This is a genomic window from Dietzia sp. MNB45, from assembly GCF_051994785.1.
GTDB classification, from domain to species: domain Bacteria; phylum Actinomycetota; class Actinomycetes; order Mycobacteriales; family Mycobacteriaceae; genus Dietzia; species Dietzia kunjamensis.
Genome location: NZ_CP163397.1, coordinates 424,402 through 441,915, shown reverse-complemented (window position 1 = coordinate 441,915; position 17,514 = coordinate 424,402). Strand labels below are relative to the sequence as shown.

Sequence of the window (17,514 nt, the reverse complement as noted above, 5' to 3'; positions counted from 1 at the left end):
GAGAACTCCCCACCATCGCCTAAGCTGAGATTCATGCGCCTCACACGTCACAGTGGCCCCACCCGGCCCGGCCGGTTGGTCGCCGCGGTCGCCGCCATCGCCGGGACGGTGGCCGCGTCGTTCGCGGTCGCGGCACCCACGGCCGGCGCGGTAGTGAACGGCGCCCCCTCCGGCCCCGCCCCGTGGGCCGTGCAGATCACCGTCTTCGACGGCGTCCTCGGCGCCCCGTGTACCGGCGTCGTCATCCACCCGCGCTGGGTGGCCACCGCCGCCCACTGCGGGCCGACGAACCCCGACGTGTACACCCTCGGATTCGGCAACCTCGCCACCGTTCCCGGCGGCTTCACCGCGACCGCCTCCCTGGCCAGCCCGCCCATCGTCGGCGCATTCGGGTCTCTCGACACCGGCAGCCTCGGTCGCCACACCCCGGCCGCCGCCTACAAGGCCCCCGCCGGGGACTTCATGCTCCTCAAGCTCCGCCACCCCGCGCCGTCCCCGTCCGTGCAGCGCGCCGGCGTCGACCCCGCCCCCGGCGAGGTCCTGCGCTTCCACGGATTCGGCGAGACCACCCCCCGCGGCCTGCGCTCCCCCGAACTCCGCACGGGCCTCACCCGCCTCGACCGGATGGAGCCCCGAGCCGGTTCACGCATCGGCCGCTCCCACACCATTCAGGGCGGATACGGGTACGGCGACTCCGGCGGACCCGTCTTCCAGGGCGACCGACTGGTGGGCGTCCACTCCGGCTCCGACCACGACCGCCGGCAGCCCGACGGCACCAACCCGGCCCGGTACGAATCGATCCCCGCCCAGAACGGCTGGATCGACTGGATGATCGCCAACCGATGACCCAGGGCAGTCGGCGATGCCGAACCCCCTCGATTTTTGCCACACTGGACAGATGACCCCGCCGGAGCTCGTCATCCGCCGCGCCGCGCGCGCGGATGTTGACCTCGTGCTGTCCGCGGGTGACCTGCTCAGCACCCCGCCCACCGCGGAATGGACCACGGACTTCCTCGACCGAGGTTCCAACCTGCTCGTGCTGGCGCTGCAGGACGAGGTGCCGGTCGCGATGCTCGTCGCGGTGGAGACCGGGCACCTCGGCGCCAGCCCCGACCTGTTCGTCTACGGGATCCGGGTCCGCGAGGACCTGCGCGGCATGGGCATCGCCCACCGACTGGTCGAGAAGGCGGTGGAGGTGGCCGAGGAGGCCGGCTGCAGCAAGGTCTGGGGATCCATGCAGGTGCCCGACGACCTCACGCAGGACCCGCCGCCGTCACCGCCCGAAGGGACCACGACCGAGGCCTCGACGTTCGTCATTCCGATTCCGTGACGTCCCGCGCAGATGTGTATGATGGCCCGCATGCAGCGCGTGCTCCTTCTTGGGTGCCGCGGCGGGGCCCGCTGAGGCGGACCGGCTCCCCGTCGCGGGATCTCGTCGCGCCGGTCCGATCCCTGCCGATCGCCCCCCTAGGAAGTTGAGCCACTGCAATGAATCCCGCTGATGCCTTCGTCTCGTCGTCGTCGACCCTGACTCCCCCCTCCAAGCCCGGCCGCCCCGACCAGCCGTCGTGGAACAAACAGCGCGGCTCCTCGATGCCCGCGCACCGGTACCGGCCGTTCGCCGAGGAGGTCGAGGACGTCTCCCTGCCCGACCGCACCTGGCCGGACAAGATCATCACCCACGCCCCCCAGTGGTGCGCCGTGGACCTGCGCGACGGCAACCAGGCCCTGATCGATCCCATGAGCCCCGCGCGCAAGCGCCGCATGTTCGACCTGCTCGTCCGCATGGGCTACAAGGAGATCGAGGTCGGCTTCCCGTCCGCCTCGCAGACGGATTACGACTTCGTCCGCGAGATCATCGAGGACGACGCGATCCCCGAGGACGTCACCATCCAGGTGCTGGTCCAGTGCCGCGAGGACCTCATCCGCCGCACGTTCGAGGCGTGCGAGGGCGCGTCCGACGTGATCGTGCACTTCTACAACTCGACGTCGATCCTGCAGCGCAAGGTGGTCTTCCGCAAGGACCGCGACGCCATCAAGAAGATCGCCACCGACGCCGCCGAGCTGGTCACCACGATCGCCAAGGACTACCCCGACACCAACTGGCGCTGGGAGTACTCGCCCGAGTCCTTCACCGGCACCGAACTGGCGTTCTCCAAGGAGATCTGCGACGCCGTCACCGAGGTCGTCGGCGCCACCCCCGAGAACCCGATCATCCTCAACCTGCCGGCGACCGTCGAGATGGCCACGCCCAACGTGTACGCCGACCAGATCGAGTGGATGCACCGCAACCTGGCGAACCGCGAGTCGACCATCCTGTCGCTGCACCCGCACAACGACCGCGGCACCGGCGTCGCCGCCGCCGAGCTGGGCTACCAGGCCGGTGCCGACCGCATCGAGGGCTGCCTGTTCGGCAACGGCGAGCGCACCGGCAACGTCTGCCTGGTGACGCTGGGCATGAACCTGCTCACCCGCGGCGTCGACCCGCAGATCAACTTCTCCGACATGGACGAGATCCGTCGCACCGTCGAGTACGCCAACCAGCTGCGCGTGCCCGAGCGCCACCCCTACGGCGGCGACCTGGTCTTCACCGCGTTCTCCGGCTCGCACCAGGACGCCATCAACAAGGGCTTCGACGCCCTGCAGGCCGAGGCCGACACCCGCGGCGAGGACATCACCGACATCACGTGGGAGGTCCCCTACCTGCCCGTCGACCCCAAGGACGAAGGCCGCACCTACGAGGCCGTCATCCGCGTGAACTCGCAGTCCGGCAAGGGCGGCGTCGCCTACATCATGAAGAGCGACTACGGCCTGCAGCTGCCGCGGCGCCTGCAGATGGAGTTCTCGCAGCTCGTCCAGAACGTCACCGACTCCGAGGGCGGCGAGGTCACCCCCAAGGCGATGTGGGACATCTTCTCGATGGAGTACCTGGACCGCGTCTCGCCCATGGAGCGCATGTCGCAGCACCTCGTGCCCGCCGAGACCGACGACGGCGAGGACGCCATCGAGGCCGTCATCAAGTGGAAGGGCGAGACCCGTGAGCTGTCGGGGTCCGGGAACGGACCCCTCGCCGCGTTCGTCGCCGCCCTGAACGAGATGTTCGACGACGAGGTACGCATCCTCGACTACTCGGAGCACGCGATGACGTCCGGGGATGACGCCACCGCGGCCGCGTACGTCGAGGTGCAGTTCGGTAACCGGGTCTTCTGGGGTGTCGGACGGGCCGGTTCCATCACCACCGCCTCCCTGCGCGCCGTGGTCTCCGCCGTCAACCGCGCCTACGCCGACGAGGCCGAAGGCGCCGAGGCCGTCGGTTCGGTCGAGGGCGCCCGCACCTGGGCTCCCTGACCGGCTGACGTCGGCTGGGCCGGCGCGTCGGCTGGGCCGGCGCGCCGGGTGGGCCCGCCGCGCGGGCGGGGTGGGCTCGCCGCGCGGGTGAGCCCGCCGCCCGGGGTGAGCTCGCCCCACGGACATTGACAAGACCGTTCCGCGCACATCGCCCGAGAGACTGTGTGCGGAACGGTCTTCTCGTCGCGCGTCGTGGCCGCCCGAATCGTGGGGCGGCACAAGCCGTTTGGTCTCATCGTCCGGGCGGACGCCGCCACATCAGTCACATCACCCTCGGGTATCCCTCCGGTAACGAGGGTCTCGATTCGGTCACGTCAAGCGCGTAATGTAGCGGCGGGCCGCGCCGATAGGTATGGGTCGGCCCTTCGCAAACCTCAGTCTGGAGTCCGTATGTCCGTGACACGCCGTGGATTTCTCACAGCCGCATCCGTCGGCGTGGGCGCCGCCGTCGCCTCCACCGTCCGAGGTCCCGTCGCCGGGGCCAATCCCTTCACCACCGGCTCGCTCGGCGTGGCCCAGGACCTCATGCAGTCGGTCTCGACCGGCAGCGGGATGATCCAGCCCAACGGCCCTCTCGGCTACGTCGGTGTGACGTTCCCCAGTGCCGAGGAGATCGTCGGCCGGATCCGCTTCGCCTTCCCCGACGGCTCGGTCGGCGACTGGCTCCCGCTCGAGGGCATGGACTCCGCCCCGGACGCCGGTAGCACGCCCGCCTCCGAGCTCGTCTCCGCGCCCGATGGTGCCGTGGGGTACGAGGTCGATGCGCCCGCGGGCGCGGAGGCGACCGTGTTCGACGACGGCCGCGGCACCCCCCGCAACTACAGCCTCGGCAGCGTCGGCCTGGCGGGCCTACCGGTCATCCCGCGCGCGGCATGGGGTGCGGGCGATGTCGCGGGCTTCCGCTGGGCGCCCTCCTACTTCCCCGCGCAGTCCATCACGATCCACCACACCGCCTCCCCGGTCGGGCCGGACCGTGCGGCCAGTGTGCGGGCGATCTACAACTATCACGCCAACACCCTGGGCTGGGGCGACGTCGGGTACCACCTGCTCATCGACCCCGAGGGCCGGATCTACCAGGGCCGCGGCGGAACGCCCGTCGGAAACCCCGTCTTCCAGTTCCCGCCGGTCGCCGGGATCGCACCCCCGATCGTCACCGGTGGCCACGTGGGGGGCTTCAACAACGGCAACATCGGCATCAGCCTGCTCGGTGACTTCACCGGTGCACCGCCAACCTCACGCGCGGTGGGCGCGGCGATCGACTGCGTCCGGGCCCTGTGCAACGCCACCGGCATCAACCCGCGTGCGGGGATCAACTACCGCAACCCGCAGGGTGGGGCCACGCGACCGATGATGGCCGTGTCGGGCCACCGCGACTGGGGCGGGACCGCCTGCCCGGGCAACTCGTTCTACCCGCAGATGCAGTTCATCCGCGACCAGGCAGCGCGGGGTTGGGCCCCGACCGCCGTCTCCTCGGCGGTGTTCGGCTCCTGACCTGAACGGGGCGGGGCCGCCCGCCCCTCGCGGCGTAGCCGTCGCCGCCGAGCAGAGGATTTCTACTGCATCGCCCGAGTAGCGGGTGCGCGAATTCCTCTGCTCGGCGGGCGGGTGCCCGCCCGGGCGCCGCTCAGCCGCCGCCGCTCGGTCGCGGGCGGGTGCCGGCCCGGCGGGTGCCCGCCCGGGCGGCCGGCGCTGGGCCGGGCCGGGCCGGGCCGCCGCCGCTCAGTCGCGGGCGCGGCTGGGGACCAGCATGCCGAGCACCCAGTTGACCAGGCCGATCACGATCGCGCCGAAGAACGCCGCCCAGAACCCGCTGACCACGTACTCGGCCCCGAAGGGCTGGAACGTCGTGGTGATCCAGCCGGTGAGCATGAGCATCAGCGCGTTGACCACCAGCAGGAACAGGCCCAGGGTGAGGATCGTCAGCGGCAGCGACAGCAACTGAACGATCGGTTTGATCACCGCGTTGACCAGCGTGAACACCACCGCGACGACGAGCAGCGCCGTGATGGTGGGGACGTTCACCTCGTTCTCGATGTCGCCGGCGCCAGAGGCTGCGGCCCCGGAGATCTCGTGCAGCGTGATGCCCGGCACGATCAGCGTCGCCACCCACAGGGCGACGGCGTTGACGATCAGCCGCAATATCAGCGCCATCGAATGGTCAGCTCCTCACGTACTCGTCGGCCACGTCGAGTGCGCGGTCGAAGATGTCGAGGCCCTCGTTGGCCTCGTCCGGGGTGATGATGCACGGCGGCACCACGTGGAATCGGTTGTAGTTCATGAACAACAGCAGGCCGTCGGACTTTGCCTTACCGAACGTGCGGGCCATGGCCTCCGATGATCCACCGTAAGGGGCGAGGGGCTCGCGCGTCTCGCGGTCGGCCACCATCTCCACCGCCCAGAACACGCCGAGGCCGCGGACCTCGCCGATCGACGGGTGCTTTTCGGCGAGCTCGCGCAGGCGCGGGCCGATGACGTCCTCGCCGATCATCTTCGCGTTCTCGACGATCTTCTCGTCGCGCATGAGGTTGATCGTCGCGACCACGGAGGCGCAGGCCAGCGGGTGCCCGGCGTAGGTCAACCCGCCGGTGTAGGGCGTGGTCTCGAAGGAGGCGGCGATGCGGTCGTGCAGGATGACGCCGCCGAGCGGGACGTAACCCGAGTTCGAGCCCTTGGCGAAGGTGACGAGATCGGGCGCCCAGTCGTCGTCGCCGGAGCGGAAGTGGTCCAGGGCGAGCCACTCGCCGGTGCGGCCGAAGCCGGACATGACCTCGTCGCAGATCATGACGATCCCGTACTTGTCGCAGATCTCGCGCACACCGCGCAGGTAGTCGGCGGGCGGCACCATGATGCCGACCGTGCCGGGCACCGACTCGATGATGAGGGCGGCGAAGTGGTCGGGGCCCTCGAGGCCGATGAGCGAGTCGAGGTGCTCGAGCGCCCGGTCGCATTCCTGCTTGTCGTTCTCGGCGTAGAACTGCGAGCGGTACAGGAACGGGGCGTGGAAGTGCACGGCGCCGGTGTTGCCCATGTCGTTGGCCCAGCGGCGGGTGTCACCGGTGAGGTTCATCGAGGTGGTGGTGGCGCCGTGGTAGCTGCGGAACGCCGACAGGGTCTTGTGGCGGCCGGTGTGGCGGCGGGCCATGCGGACGGCGTGCTCGACGGCCTCGGTGCCGGCGTTGGTGAAGAACACGCGGTTCATCCCGGCGGGCGCGACCTCGGCGACGAGGCGGGCGGCCTCGGCGCGGGCGGCGTTGGCGTGCGCCGGGTTGATGGTGCACAGCTCGGCGGCCTGGTCCTGGATGGCCTTGACGACCACCGGGTGCTGATGGCCGATGTTGGTGTTGACCAGCTGCGAGGTGAAGTCGAGCAGCCGGTTGCCGTCCCCGTCGGTGAGGTGGCAGCCCTCGGCCGCGGTGACGACCATCGGGTCGCTCGAACCCCAGGCCGACCACGGGGTCAGGACGTGGGCGCGTTCCTTCTCGTAGACCTCACGGGCGGCGGCGTTCTGGGGTGCGGGCACTTGCGGTACTCCTGTGGTCGACGACGGTGGCCGTCGCCCATCATGTCAGTTCCGCCGCGCCGCCTCGGGCCAGCGCCCCACGATGCGGAACGCGGGGGTCTGGAGGCGCGGAACGCGGGCGCCGAGCAGCACGGAGCGCGGGGTCAGAAGAGCGCCCCCTGCGCACTGTCCACGGCCTGGGCCCCGGCGACGGGCCGCCCGGGGGCGACGGCGGCGAGCATCTCCTCGAACCGCGCGTACGGCACCAGCTCGAGCCCCTTCTTGCGGGCGAACGCGGTCCGACCCCGCACGGCACCCGGTGCATCGCACACTGCGAGGGACGTGCGGGACGAGATGCGGTCGGCGACGTAGAGACCGGAGTCGACGACGAGGCCGGCGATCTCCTCCGGATCGCGGTCCACGTCCTGGGTGAAGACCACCTCCATGCCCTGCACCAGCCCGCCGCCGCGCTTCAGCCGCCCGGCCGGCCGCCACAGCCTGGGGGCGGCGAGGGCCTCCGCCCACACCGTGGACACCAGGTAGCCGGTCTCGGGATGCGCCACCATCGCGTCGAGCTCGCGCAGCTTCGGCTGCACGTCCTTGCCCCGGGCCACCTCGAGCAGTCCGGCGAACACCCCGGCCAACACGAGGGCGTCATCGTGGGCGTCGTGCGCGGCCCGCTGCTCCACCCCGAAGTGCGCGGCGAGCGTCGAGAGTTTGAGGTCGGCGGTGGACAGGTGCAGCCGACCGGCGAAGTCCAGCGTGCACAGGAACCGCTCGAGCGGCGCCGGGAGTCCTGCCCGGCGGGCCTCGGCCGCGAGGAACGACGCGTCGAAGGCGGCGTTGTGGGCGACGACCGTCCTCCCGTCGAGCACCCGGTCCAACTCGGCGGCCACGTCCGGGAAGCGTGGTTTGCCCGCGAGGAGTGCCGGGGTGAGGCCGTGCACGTGGACCGGCCCCGGGTCGACGCCCGGATTGAGCAGGGTCGTGAACTCCTCGACCACCTCGCCGTCGTCGTCGATCACCACCGCGGCCACCGACAACACACGGTCGACCGCCGGCGTCATCCCCGACGTCTCGACGTCCACCACCACCCAACCTGCCATGCCCACCATCGTCCCAGACCCCTCCGACATCCCGGCCGTCACCGTCGCAGGTCACGGCGTTCACACCGCGATGGACACCGCGAGCGGCCGCCACGCACTGGGCGGTGCGGTGCGGTTCTGAGGCGGCCGCGCTGCCCGGACGCCGCGCTGCCTAGACTCTGCGGCATGAGTTCCCCCGCGATCACCGCACTCACCCCCCGCGGCCGGGTGGCCGTGGCCGTCTCCCGGCTGGCGACCTGGGCGTCCCGGGTGTCGGGGCGCGGGTCGGGCGGGATGATCGGCGGCCTGGTGGCGCTCAAGCTCGATCCGGGCCTCATGCGCCAGCTCGCGGCGGGCCGGCGGACCGTGCTGGTCACGGGGACCAACGGCAAGTCGACGACGACGAGGATGGTCGCCTCCGCCCTGTCGACGGTGGGCCGGGTCGCCTCGAACGCGAACGGCGACAACATGGACGCCGGGATCGTGTCCGCCCTCGGGGCCGACCGGGTGGCCGGTTTGGCCGCCATCGAGGTCGACGAGCTCCACACCCCCGCGGTCGCGGAAAACACGGCGCCCGAGGCGATCGTGCTGCTCAATCTCAGCCGCGACCAGCTGGACCGGGTCGGGGAGATCAACGCCATCGAGCGCCGGCTGCGGGCCGGGGTGGCCGCGCAGCCGCAGGCGACGGTGGTGGCGAACTGCGACGACGTGATGATCACCTCCGTGGCGTACGACAACCCGTCCGTGGTCTGGGTGGCCGCCGGGTCCGCGTGGGCGGGCGACTCGGTGAGCTGCCCGCGCACCGGCGAACCCATCTCGCGGACAGTGGACTCCACCGGGGCCGTGCGGTGGCGGTCCGAGGGCACGCTGCCCGACGGCCGGACGTTCGAGCGGCCCGAACCGGACTGGTGGGTCGACGACGAGGCGATCCACGGGCCCGACGGGTTCAGCGCCCCCATGAGTCTGGCCATCCCGGGGCGGGCCAACCGGGGCAACGCCGCGCAGGCCGTCGCCGCCGCCGTGGCGATGGGCGCCGACCCCGCCGCCGCCGTCCGGGCGGTGGAGCAGGTCGACGACGTGGCCGGGCGCTACTCGACCGTCGACGTGGACGGGCGGGCCGCCCACCTGCTGCTGGCCAAGAACCCGGCCGGCTGGCAGGAGGCGCTCGGCATGATCGACACCTCCGCCGACGGCCTGGTTATCGCGGTCAACGGGCAGGTCGCCGACGGCGTGGACCTGTCGTGGTTGTGGGACGTGCGCTTCGAGAGCTTCGAGGGCGTGCCCGTGTACGCCGCGGGTGAGCGCGCCGCCGACCTGTCGGTACGGCTGAGTTACGCCGGGGTCGAGCACCAGCTGGAGCCGGACCCGCTGACCGCGATCCGCCGCTGCCCACCCGGGCGCGTGGAGGTGCTGGCCAATTACACCGCGTTCCGCGATCTGGGGCGGGCGATCGCCGCGACGGGAAAGGCTCAGACGGGAGGGACCCAGTCATGACTACACAGGACCCGCGCAACGCCGGGGGCCGCGACGCCGGCGCCTCGGCCTCACCGCTGGACACCGTCGCCGCGGACTCGGCCCGGCCCACCGAGTCGACCGTGCGGATCGGCCTGGTCCTGCCGGACGTCATGGGTACCTACGGCGACGACGGCAACTCTTTGGTCCTGCGCCAGCGCCTGAGGTGGCGCGGATACGACGCCGAGATCGTGCGCATCACCCTGGAGGACGAGGTCCCCGACTCGTGCGACCTCTACACCGTGGGCGGCGGCGAGGACGCGGCGCAGAAGCTCGCGTCCCGGCACCTGTCCGCGTCGCCGGGGCTGCAGCGGGCGGTGGAGCGCGGCGCGCCGGTCCTGGCGATCTGTGCCGGGATGCAGGTGTTCGGCGAGTGGTTCGTGGTCTCCGACGGATCCCGTGCGCCCGGCCTCGGCCTGCTGGACGTCACCACGACGCCGCAGGCCTCCCGCTCGATCGGCGAGTTGGTGGTGACGCCGCAGGTCGCGGGCCTGACGCAGCCGCTGACGGGCTTCGAGAACCACATGGGCGCCACCGTCCTGGGCCCGGACGCCGCCCCGCTGGGCCGCGTGACCTCCGGGGTCGGCAACGGCGTCCCGGCCGGCCAGCAGGTCCCCGCCGGCGGGCTGGTCGAGGGCGTGGTGCAGGGGTCGATCATCGCCACCTACATGCACGGGCCGGCGCTGGCCCGCAATCCCGAGCTGGCCGACCTCCTGCTGTGCCGCGCGCTGGGTGTGGACTCGCTGCCGCCGGTCGAGGTCCCCGCGGTCGAGCAGCTGCGCCGCGAACGGATCGCCGCCGCCCGGCGCTGAGCCGCCCCTCCGATCCGCCGGGCCGCTCGCTGGCCCCCGACGCGCCGGCCCCGACGCGCCGGTCCAAGATCTACCGACCAGTTCGCGATCCACCGACCCGTCTGCGATCCAGCGCGCGAGGCCCCTCGGTGGATCGCGAAACGATAGGTCGATTCGTGGGCATCGGCGGCGGTGGCTCATCTGAGACGCTGAATCGTCAGCGTCGGGGGGTGGCGATGGTCGTGGACGCCCGAACGACCGGCGGGTCGGCGCCTCTGACATACCCTCGGTGACATGTGTGAACACCACGGCGCCGCCACCCTCACCGGGACCGTGTCCCCGCCCGATCCCGCCGTCGAGGCAGCGCAGGTCCGCGCGTTGTGGGAGCCGCTGGGGCTGCCGGGGATCATCGACGTCCACACCCATTTCATGCCGACGCGGGTCATGGACAAGGTGTGGAACTACTTCGACGCCGCCGGCCCCAAGATCGGGCGCCCCTGGCCTATCACGTACCGGGAGGCCGAGGACGAGCGGGTCGAGCGGCTGCGCTCGTACGGGGTACTGGCGTTCTCGTCCATGCTGTACCCGCACAAGCCCGAGATGGGCGCCTGGCTCAACGCGTGGGCCGCGGAGTTCGCCTCCCGGCACCCGGACTGCCTGCACACGGCGACCTTCTACCCCGAACCGGCGGCGAGCGACTACGTCCGGGATGCCGTCGACGCCGGGGCACGGGTGTTCAAGTCGCACATCCAGGTGGGCGAGTACGACCCCCGTGACCCGCTGTTGGAGCCGGTGTGGGGTGTGTTGTCCGAGGCGCAGGTGCCGACCGTCATCCACTGCGGGTCCGGGCCCGTGGCGGGCAAGTTCACCGGACCCGAGCCGGTGGCTGCGGTGCTCGAGCGGTTCCCGGAGCTGCCGCTGGTCGTCGCCCACATGGGCATGGGCGAGTACTCGGAGTTTCTCGACCTGGCCGAGCGGTTCGAGAACGTTTACCTCGACACCACGATGGCGTTCACGGACTTCGTCGAGGAGACCATGCCGTTTCCAGAGGACGAGCGCGGTCGCCTGGCCGATCTGGGCCACAAGGTTCTGTTGGGGACGGACTTCCCGAACATCCCGTACCCGTACGCGCACCAGCTCGAGGCCCTGGCCGGGCTCGGGATGGGCGACGACTGGCTACGGGCGGTGTGGCACGGAAACGCCGCGAGGCTGTTCGGGCTCTGACTCCGCGCCCGGGTAGCCGATCTCCGGGCTCGGTGCGGGGTCAGCCGGGGCCGGGGCCCACGCGTCCGGGGCAGGCGGGGTGTCCTGGGCGGGCGCCGAGTTCGGCGCGGGTACGGCGGGCTGCGCGGGGTCGATCTGCTCGGGGCGCAGCACGCCGCCCGATCGCGGGGCCTGGGCGGGCCCGCCCGAGAGGATGCGGCGCCCCGACAGCGCGCTGCCGAGGGTGAGCTCGTCGGCGAATTCCAGGTCGGCGCCCATCGGCAGCCCGGACGCCAGGCGGCTCACCACGAGGTCGGGGAACGGCCGCAGCAGGCGGGCCAGGTAGGTGCTGGTGGCCTCGCCGGTGGTGTTGGGATCGGTCGCGATGATGATCTCGGCGATCTCCTCGCCCTCGGCCTCCCCGCCGACCCGCCGCATCAGGCCGGCGATGCGCAGCTCGTTGGGTCCGATGCCGTTGATGGGGTCGAGCGCCCCGCCGAGCACGTGGTAGAGCCCGCGGAACTCCCGGGTGCGCTCGATGGCCTCGATGTCCTTGGGTTCCTCGACCACGCAGATGAGCGTGGGGTCGCGGCGCGGGTCCGAGCAGATACGGCAACGCTCGGCCGCCGCGACGGTCCCGCAGACCTCGCAGTAGGTGACGCCCTCGACCACGGCCTGCAGCGCGGAGCGGAGGCGTTCGACGGAGTCGGGCTCGGCCTGCAGCAGGTGGAAGGCCAGGCGTTGCGCAGACTTCGGACCGATGCCCGGCAGCTTGCCGAACTCGTCGATCAGGTTCTGGACCGGTCCCTCGTACATCGCGCTTTCCTGTGCTCTTGCTGTCCCGACGACGGCTGCGTCGCCGGGTGGCGGGTCCGATTACGGGTCGGAACCCGGTGGCGGGGCCCGGAACGTGCCGGGCCCCGCGGGCTCACATTCCCAGTCCGCCCATCATGTCGCCGAGGCCGCCACCGGAGGCCAGCGGGCCGAGACGGGACTCGGCGAGCTCCTGCACCTTGGTGTGGGCGTCGCCGAACGCGCCGACGAGGAGGTCCTGCAGCGTCTCGATGTCCTCGGGGTCGACGACCTTCGGGTCGATCGTGACGCCGGTGACCTCACCGGTGCCACGCATGGAGACGGTGACGAGTCCGCCGCCCGCCTGACCGTCGACGGTGCTCGCGGCGATCTCCTGCTGCGCCTCGGCGAGCTGGGCCTGCATCTGCTGTGCCTGCTGGAGCAGGGCGTTCATGTCGGGTCCGGGCTGCATGGCGGGGTCCTTTCGGCGGTGTGCGGGGCAGTGCTGAGTTCATGGCTGGTGTTCAGGCCTGAACCTGCCGGGGCGGCCCCGGTCGGTCGGTTCCCAGCGTAACCGTCCGGTAGGACACCGTGCCCCGGCGCGCGGCGGTCCGGGTGGGTCAGCGCTCGAGCGGGCGGGCCCCGAGGTGCTCCTTGAGCAGGGCCAACGCGATGTCCTCACCGGTCCGGTGGTCGAGGTTCTGGGGGCCACTGCGGGCCTCGTCCACCATCTCCTCCTCGCTGACCGGCTGCGGGGGCGGGCTGTTGGGCTCGCCCGGTTCCGGCTCCGGCTCCTCGGGCGGCGGCGGGATGTCGTCGTACCCGCCGCCCGAGCGACCGCCGCCCTGGCCCTGCCCCGCGTCCGCACCGCGCAGGCGACGCTCCCAGCCCCGCGGCTCGCCCTGCTGGGGCGCGCCGGGGGCGTCAGTAGGGCCCGCGGCGGATCCCCGTCCGGGTGCTGGAGGAGACGCATCGGCGGGAGCCGCGGCGTCCCCGGCTGCCGCGGCGTCCCCGGCTGCCGCGGACGCGGAGCCCGACGTGCAGCGGATGGTCCAGTCGCCGCCCACGACCTCGGTGATCGAGTCGGTGATCGCGGTGGCGTTGTGTGGCTGCGAGAGACGCTTGGCCAGCGGCGCGTAGTCGTGCACCAGATGGATCACCCGGCCGTCCACCCCGGCGACCGTCGCGCCGGCGAGCATGACCTCCACCGTGCGGGTGCGGGTGCGGACGGCGTCGCGGATGGCGGGCCAGGCCCGGCGGATGTCCTCGGCCTCGATCCCGGGCGCGGCAGCCGCGGGCGCGGACGCCGCCTCGGGCTGCGGCTCCGGGTCCGGCCCGGACGACGCCTGCTCCGGAACCGATGCTGGCGGCACGGGCGCGGACGGCTCGGGTGTGGACGGCTCGGTCGCGGTCGCGGGCTGTTCGCGCCACGGATCGTCGGTCTGCGCCGGCGCGGGTGCGGGTGCGGGTGCGGGTGGGGCCGACGCGGCGGCAGGAGTCGAGTCGGCGCCGGCCGCGGTTGCCCGCGCAGGATCCGGAGCGCCCGCTCGGGCAGTTGGCGCCTCGGTACCCGCATCGGGACCTGCGGCGGGTGCTGCCGGTGCAGCGTTCGCGGCGTCGGGACGAGCGGCAGGCTCGGATGCCGGCCCGGGCAGGACGTCACCCACGGGCTGCTGCTCGGAGGTCGGCGGCTGGGCCGCTTGCGGGGACTGCGCCGACTGCCGCGACTGAGCGTGCTGCGAGGACTCCGACCCGGGAGTCCGGTTCGTCGCAATCTGCTCCGCGACGGACCCGGCGGGCACGGCCGGGGCGGCGGGGTCGTCTGCCACGGCGGGCTGGTTCGGCGCTGTGGTCCCAGTCGGCGCTGCGGGCCCAGTCGGCGCTTCGGTTCCAGCCGGCGCTGAGGGCTCAGTCGGCGCAGCGGTTCGACTCGGCGCGGACTCGGCGGCGGCGTGTGTCGGCGCTGGCGTCGGAGGCGGCGTCGGAGTCGATGCCGGCGGCGGAGTCGGTGCCGAAGTCGGTGCCGGCGTCGGAGTCGGAGGCGGAGGCGGAGTTGAAGGCGCAGCTGCCGCCGGAGCCGGGGCCGCAGCCGGGGTCGCACCCTGGCCCGCCGGCGCGGGAGTCTGCGGCGTCGGCTGCTCGGCAGCGGGCGCGGCCTGCTGCTGCGACCGGCGCACGAACTTGGGCCGCCCCTCGGCCTGGCCGGCAGCCTGCGGCCCCGGCCCGCCGGCGGAGTCGGGGCGGGACTCGTCGTCGTCGCCCCGAGGCGCCCCTCCCGGCGCGGATCCACCGCCACCGACGGCACCCGCCGCGGCGGCCGGCCGCACGGCGCCCGACTCGAGCGACTCGACACGCTGCAGCAGCGCGATCATGGAGTCGTCCGCCGAGGGCAGGAGCAGCTTGGCGCAGAGGATCTCCAACAACAGCCGGGGCGAGGTGGCCCCGCGCATCGACCCCATCCCCTCGTGCACCATGTCGGCGCAGCGTGCGAGGGTGGCGGGCCCGATGTTCTCGGCCTGACGCCGCATGGTCTCGGCCTGCTCGACCGGCGCGTCGACGAGCCCACGCTCGATCGCCTGCGGCACGGATTGCACCATGATGAGGTCGCGCAGCCGCTGCAGCAGATCGGCGGCGAACCGACGCGGGTCGTGCCCGGCCTCGACCACCTTGTCGACGGTCCGGAACAGCGTGGCCCCGTCGCTGGCGGCCAGCGAATCCACCGTGTCGTCGATGAGCGCGACCTCGGTCGCCCCCAGCAGGCTCACCGCGCGCGGGTAGGTGATGCCCTCGTCACCGGCGCCGGCCATCAGCTGGTCCAGGACGCTGAGCGTGTCGCGCGGCGATCCCCCACCGGACCGGATGACCAGCGGGAACACGGTCGGCTCGACCTGCACACCCTCCTGCTCGCAGATCCGCTCGAGCAGCCCGCGCATCGACGTGGGCGTGAGCAGCCGGAAGGGGTAGTGGTGTGTGCGCGAGCGGATGGTGGGCAACACCTTCTCCGGCTCGGTGGTGGCGAAGATGAAGATGAGGTGCTCCGGCGGCTCCTCCACGATCTTCAGCAGCGCGTTGAAGCCCGCGTTGGTGACCATGTGGGCCTCGTCGATGATGAGCACCCGGTACCGCGAGGACGCCGGCGCGAAGAACGCCCGCTCGCGCAGGTCACGCGTGTCATCGACGCCGCCGTGGCTGGCCGCGTCGAGCTCGGTGACGTCGAGGGTCCCGTGGCCACCGGGCGCCAGCGCCACGCACGAATCGCATTCGCCGCACGGGTCGGCGGTGGGCCCCTGCACGCAGTTGAGCGAGCGGGCGAGGATGCGGGCGGACGAGGTCTTGCCGCAGCCGCGCGGGCCGGAGAAGAGGTAGGCGTGGTTGATACGACCGGAGGACAACGCCACCGAGAGCGGTTCGGTGACGTGCTCCTGGCCCACGACCTCGGCGAAGGAGGCGGGGCGGTACTTCCGATAGAGAGCCACGCCTAGAGGGTACCCAGGGGGTACGACGACGAGGACTTCCGCTTCCGACGACGATCACGCGTGATCCGGGATGGACCGAAATGACCGGAGGGGCCGCGTCATACGCAGCCCCTCCCGACGTCCCTCGCGCGCGGATCGGGCCCCCTCAGACCCCCGCAGCACGGTTCCCGAACCGATATCGGACACCGGCCCCTCACAGCCCCTCAGCTGTCTCCGGTGTCCGCATCCCTCTAGCTCGGACAACTCCGATACAACCAGACGGGCCCGGCCCGGACAAGACCGCACTTGCATTGACACTTGCTCAACAGGCCCGGCGATTTACATTCATGCAGGTGGAAGGGTTACCTAAGCTACGGACTTACACATTCACACTTTGGGAATGTGGCGGAGATCACGGACGGGCAGACGTGCTGGTCACCTGACGATTCCCGGGGACGAAGAGGCGAGATCGGGAGCGCGGCCCGTTAATGGCCGCCGTTAACGCAGATGACGCAGTTGTTACACGCCGCCCGAGCCGAGCGATCGCTCAGTCGGCGAGCGCCCCCCGGCAGGCCGCGAGAAGAGCGCACAGGCCCACGACATCCATGGCGGTCTCGACCTCGGCCAGCGGCGGGAGCGTGGGCGCCAGACGGATGTGACGGTCGTCGGGATCCTTGCCGTAGGGGTACGCGGACCCGGCCGGCGTGAGGGCCACCCCGGCCTCCTTGGCCAGGCGGACGGTCTCGGTGGCGGTGCCGTCGACCACCTCGAGGTCGATGAAGTACCCGCCCTCGGGACAGGTCCAGCCGGCCACGTCGTACTCGCCGAGCCGGTGGGCCAGGGCCGCGGCGGCGGCCTCGAACTTCGGCGCGATGACCTCGCGGTGGCGGAGCATGTGGTCGCGCACCCCGTCGGCATCGCCGAAAAAGCGGGCGTGCGCGAGCTGGTTGACCTTGTTCGGCCCGATGGAGCGCACGGAGGTGTGGCCGAGGTACCAGTCGAGATTGGCCCGCGAGGCGGAGAAGAACGACACACCCGCGCCGGCGAAGGTGATCTTGGAAGTCGAGCACACTTGCCAGAAGCGGTTGGGGTGACCCGCCTCGGCGGCCAGCGTGTCCACGTCCGGGACCTTGGGGAAATCCTCGGTGAGCGTGTGGACGACGTAGGCGTTGTCCCAGACGATCCGGAAGTCCGGGGCGGCGGTCGCCATGCGCGCGAGCCGGGACACGGTGTGGTCGTCGTACACCGCGCCGGTCGGGTTGGCGAAGATCGGGACGCACCACATGCCCTTGATGGACGGGTCGTTCGACACGAGACGCTCGACCTCGTCCATATCCGGACCGGTCGGCCCCAGCGGCACCGGGATCATCTCGATCCCCAGCGCCTCGGTGATGTTGAAGTGGCGGTCGTAACCGGGCACGGGGCACAGCCAGCGCAGGACCGGCTCGTCCTTCCACGCACGCTGGGAGTCGGGCGTGCCGAAGAGCATGGAGAACGTCAGCAGGTCGTACATGATCGACAGGCTCGCGTTGTCCTGGGCGATCACGCGGTCGGTCTCGACCCCGAGCAACTCGGCGATGATCGACCGCAGTTCCGGCAGGCCCGCGCCGCCGCCGTAGTTGCGGACGTCCGTCTTACCCGCCGTGTGGTCACCCTCCCCCGGCAGCGACAGCAGCCGCTCGGACAGGTCCAGCTGTTCGGGCGAGGGCTTTCCGCGGGTGAGGTCGAGGGCCAGGCCCTTGTCGGCCAGCGCGTCGTACTCGGCGGCCAGTTGCGACTCGAGTCGGGCGAGTTCGTCGGCGGGGAGATCGGACAGTGCCACTGTGGCC

General features: G+C 71.8%; 14 protein-coding genes and 1 pseudogene. 8 read left to right on the top strand and 7 right to left on the bottom strand.

What is annotated here, in order from left to right; translation table 11 throughout:
* Positions 1 to 33: 33 nt before the first annotated feature.
* The 4 genes from AB5G72_RS02100 to AB5G72_RS02085 all read left to right on the top strand — a co-directional run bounded on the left by AB5G72_RS02100 (position 34) and on the right by AB5G72_RS02085 (position 4,839).
* Positions 34 to 846: a trypsin-like serine protease gene (locus AB5G72_RS02100; RefSeq protein WP_440220838.1), complete on the top strand. Its 813-nt coding sequence runs from the start codon at positions 34 to 36 to the stop codon at positions 844 to 846.
* Between the two features lie 52 nt (positions 847 to 898).
* Positions 899 to 1,330 carry a GNAT family N-acetyltransferase gene (locus AB5G72_RS02095; RefSeq protein ID WP_325768342.1) on the top strand — a complete coding sequence of 144 codons (432 nt, stop codon included), beginning with the start codon at positions 899 to 901 and terminating at the stop codon, positions 1,328 to 1,330.
* A gap of 158 nt (positions 1,331 to 1,488) precedes the next feature.
* A complete protein-coding gene (leuA, locus tag AB5G72_RS02090; protein ID WP_440220836.1) occupies positions 1,489 to 3,348 on the top strand; it encodes a 2-isopropylmalate synthase in 1,860 nt (619 codons plus the stop codon).
* 390 nt (positions 3,349 to 3,738) lie between these two features.
* The gene (locus AB5G72_RS02085; protein WP_440220835.1) at positions 3,739 to 4,839 is read left to right on the top strand and encodes a peptidoglycan recognition protein family protein; all 1,101 of its coding nucleotides are present in this window, start codon (positions 3,739 to 3,741) and stop codon (positions 4,837 to 4,839) included.
* 228 nt (positions 4,840 to 5,067) lie between these two features.
* Here AB5G72_RS02085 and AB5G72_RS02080 read toward each other — a convergent pair whose 3' ends face one another.
* The 3 genes from AB5G72_RS02080 to AB5G72_RS02070 form a co-directional block, all read right to left on the bottom strand.
* Positions 5,068 to 5,499 carry a phage holin family protein gene (locus AB5G72_RS02080; RefSeq protein ID WP_069389444.1) on the bottom strand — a complete coding sequence of 144 codons (432 nt, stop codon included), beginning with the start codon at positions 5,497 to 5,499 and terminating at the stop codon, positions 5,068 to 5,070.
* Between the two features lie 7 nt (positions 5,500 to 5,506).
* Complete coding sequence (locus tag AB5G72_RS02075) at positions 5,507 to 6,868, bottom strand: aspartate aminotransferase family protein (RefSeq protein WP_440220834.1); 1,362 nt, start codon at positions 6,866 to 6,868, stop codon at positions 5,507 to 5,509.
* Positions 6,869 to 7,011: 143 nt separating this feature from the next.
* A complete protein-coding gene (locus AB5G72_RS02070) occupies positions 7,012 to 7,953 on the bottom strand; it encodes an exonuclease domain-containing protein (protein WP_132063747.1) in 942 nt (313 codons plus the stop codon).
* Here AB5G72_RS02070 and AB5G72_RS02065 point away from each other — a divergent pair.
* The 4 genes from AB5G72_RS02065 (at position 7,952) to AB5G72_RS02050 (ending at position 11,459) form a co-directional block, all read left to right on the top strand.
* Complete coding sequence (locus AB5G72_RS02065; RefSeq protein ID WP_396444330.1) at positions 7,952 to 8,074, top strand: hypothetical protein; 123 nt, start codon at positions 7,952 to 7,954, stop codon at positions 8,072 to 8,074. The genes AB5G72_RS02070 and AB5G72_RS02065 overlap by 2 nt on opposite strands.
* 44 nt (positions 8,075 to 8,118) lie before the next feature.
* Complete coding sequence (locus AB5G72_RS02060; protein ID WP_440220833.1) at positions 8,119 to 9,426, top strand: MurT ligase domain-containing protein; 1,308 nt, start codon at positions 8,119 to 8,121, stop codon at positions 9,424 to 9,426.
* The gene (locus AB5G72_RS02055; protein ID WP_440220832.1) at positions 9,423 to 10,256 is read left to right on the top strand and encodes a type 1 glutamine amidotransferase; all 834 of its coding nucleotides are present in this window, start codon (positions 9,423 to 9,425) and stop codon (positions 10,254 to 10,256) included. Before AB5G72_RS02060 ends, AB5G72_RS02055 begins: the two co-directional genes overlap by 4 nt.
* Positions 10,257 to 10,529: 273 nt before the next feature.
* Positions 10,530 to 11,459, top strand: coding sequence for an amidohydrolase family protein (locus tag AB5G72_RS02050; protein ID WP_440220831.1), 930 nt, complete (start codon positions 10,530 to 10,532; stop codon positions 11,457 to 11,459).
* 189 nt (positions 11,460 to 11,648) lie between these two features.
* Here AB5G72_RS02050 and recR read toward each other — a convergent pair.
* The 4 genes and pseudogenes from recR to AB5G72_RS02030 form a co-directional block, all read right to left on the bottom strand.
* Positions 11,649 to 12,254: pseudogene (gene recR, locus AB5G72_RS02045) on the bottom strand (recombination mediator RecR); the annotation flags it as partial.
* Between the two features lie 112 nt (positions 12,255 to 12,366).
* Complete coding sequence (locus tag AB5G72_RS02040; RefSeq protein ID WP_067714618.1) at positions 12,367 to 12,702, bottom strand: YbaB/EbfC family nucleoid-associated protein; 336 nt, start codon at positions 12,700 to 12,702, stop codon at positions 12,367 to 12,369.
* A 148-nt stretch (positions 12,703 to 12,850) separates the two neighbouring features.
* Positions 12,851 to 15,706 (bottom strand): DNA polymerase III subunit gamma and tau, encoded by a 2,856-nt coding sequence (locus AB5G72_RS02035; RefSeq protein WP_440220830.1) that lies wholly within the window; start codon positions 15,704 to 15,706, stop codon positions 12,851 to 12,853.
* A 526-nt stretch (positions 15,707 to 16,232) separates the two neighbouring features.
* Positions 16,233 to 17,507, bottom strand: a complete 1,275-nt coding sequence (locus AB5G72_RS02030) for an aminotransferase class I/II-fold pyridoxal phosphate-dependent enzyme (RefSeq protein WP_440220829.1) — start codon at positions 17,505 to 17,507, stop codon at positions 16,233 to 16,235.
* Between the last annotated feature and the right edge of the window lie 7 nt (positions 17,508 to 17,514).